Origin of the sequence: Mycobacterium sp., assembly GCF_050701675.1 — a bacterium.
Taxonomy (GTDB): domain Bacteria; phylum Actinomycetota; class Actinomycetes; order Mycobacteriales; family Mycobacteriaceae; genus Mycobacterium.
Genome location: NZ_JBOGDD010000551.1, coordinates 1 through 2,030, shown reverse-complemented (window position 1 = coordinate 2,030; position 2,030 = coordinate 1). Strand labels below are relative to the sequence as shown.

Annotated in this window: 1 protein-coding gene and 1 pseudogene; one reads left to right on the top strand and one right to left on the bottom strand. The window is 68.2% G+C overall.

Annotation, left to right across the window (positions count from 1 at the left end):
* A pseudogene (locus tag ACRDUX_RS16615) lies at window positions 1-323 on the top strand (LysR family transcriptional regulator); the annotation flags it as partial.
* A gap of 22 nt (window positions 324-345) precedes the next feature.
* Here the strand turns inward: ACRDUX_RS16615 and nhaA are convergent.
* Window positions 346-2,030, bottom strand: a 1,685-nt coding sequence (nhaA, locus tag ACRDUX_RS16610) for a Na+/H+ antiporter NhaA (RefSeq protein ID WP_526415114.1), incomplete at its 5' end; no start/stop codon positions are given.

Below are 2,030 nucleotides of genomic sequence, written 5' to 3'. Positions count from 1 at the left end.
TTCCCGAGGCGCAGCAGCGCATCTTCCAGAGCGATGCCGCAGCCTGCGAAGAGATCCAACGGGTCGGCGGTGCAACCCTGACCATCGGCTTCGCCGTCGCAAAGGACCTGTCCGCAGGACGGCTCGTCCACGTCAAGGGACCCGGGTTGCAGGCCTCCGGCGAGTGGTCGGCGGCGACGCTGCTGCCCACCTCGAGACAACCCGCGGTGTCCGAACTAGTGCGCTTCATCACGACACCGCGCTGCACCCAGGCGATGATCCGCGGCTCGGGCGTGGGCGTAACCCGCTTCCGACCGAAAGTCCATGTGACGTTGTGGAGTTGAGCTGGCCAGACGTGCGGACCGTCTAGCCCTCCGCCGCCTCCAGCGCTCGGATCAGGCTTGCGGCGTCCCACGGCCCCTCGTGGCGCCGTCCGTTGACGAAGAACGTCGGTGTCGAGCCGAGGTCCATCAACTCGGCGTCCTGCGCGTCGTCCTGGACCCGGTGCAGCACCTTCGGCGAGTGCAAGTCCTCGTCGAACTTCTCGATGTCGCAACCGATGCCGTCGGCGTACCGGTAGATGTGGTCCCACTCCAGGAAGTCCTGGAACTCGAACATCCTGGTGGCCATCTCGAAGAACCGGCCCTGCAGGGCAGCGGCCTCGCTGGCGCGAGCCGCGTCCATGGCGTGCGGGTGGGTGCGCTCCTGCGGAAGGTGGCGCCAGACGTAGCGCAGTTGGTCGGGCCCGAAGTATTCGCGCACCTCGTCGATCGAGCCGGTGGCGCGGCTGCAGAACGGGCACTCGAAGTCGCCGTACTCGACGAGCGTAAGGGCTGCGTTCGGATCGCCGCGGATGTGGTCGCGGTCGGGGTCGACCTCGCGAATCAGGGTGGCGCCCACCGAAACCGGCGGGCTGAGCCAGTCGGTGACGCGGAACGTCGCCCAGCCGAGGACCAGGGCCAGCACCGAGGCGGCGAGCACACCGACGCGGGCCTGATCTTGCTTGGCCGGGTCCTCGATGGCCAAGTCGATGATGAACAGCGAGATCGTGAACCCGATGCCGGAAAGGGCGGCGCCACCGGCTACCCGGCGCAGCGTCAAACCCGGTGCGAGCACGCCGATCCCGGTGGCGCGCACCAGCGCGGTCGCTCCCGTGATGCCGACGAACTTTCCCACCACCAGGCCTGCCACCACGCCCCAGGTCAGTGGCGAACGCACGGCGGCGGTCATCGTGGCGTGGTCGAGGTGCACGCCCGCGTTGGCCAGGGCGAACAGCGGCAGGACGACGAACGACACATAGGACCCGAACCCGGTCTGCAGGCGTTCGTTGATCGAGATGGACTCGCGCAGACTGCGGGTGGCGGCGCGGGCGTACTCCGAGTTCGGCGATTGCCGGAAGGCCCGGATCACGTCGGCCGCCTCCTCCACCCGCTGGCGCTCCGGGGTGAAGACCGGGATCAGCAGGGCGACCACCACCCCGCCAAGGGTCGGGTGCACACCACCCAGGAACAGGGCCAGCCACAGTGCGAACGCCAGCACCGCGTAGGCGGGGCCCTGTGCTGCGGGCAACAGCCGGACCGCCGCGAGGCCTGCGATCAGCACCACCGCCACCAGTAGTGGCACCAACCGCACCCGATCGGTGTAGAAGAGCGCGATGGCCAGTAGCGCGCCCACGTCGTCGACGACGGCGAGGGTGAGCAGGAAGGTGCGCAGCCGGGCAGGGCACTGCGGGCCGATGATCGCCAACGCACCCACCAGGAAGGCCGTGTCGGTGGAGATCACGACACCCCAGGCGCGCGCATCGTCGCCCGAGGGATTGAACAGCAGGAAGACGAGCGCGGGCACCATCAGACCCGCCAGCGCCGCGATGACCGGGACCGCGGCACGGGCGCGATCGGTCAACTCGCCGATGGTGAACTGGCTCTTGACCTCGAGTCCGACGATGAAGAAGAAGAACGTCATCAGGCCGTCGTTGACGAGGTGCTTCACCGAGAGTTCGGCGTGAAGACTCCCGAAGTGCAGACCCAGCTCCGTGTTCCAGAACTCGGAAT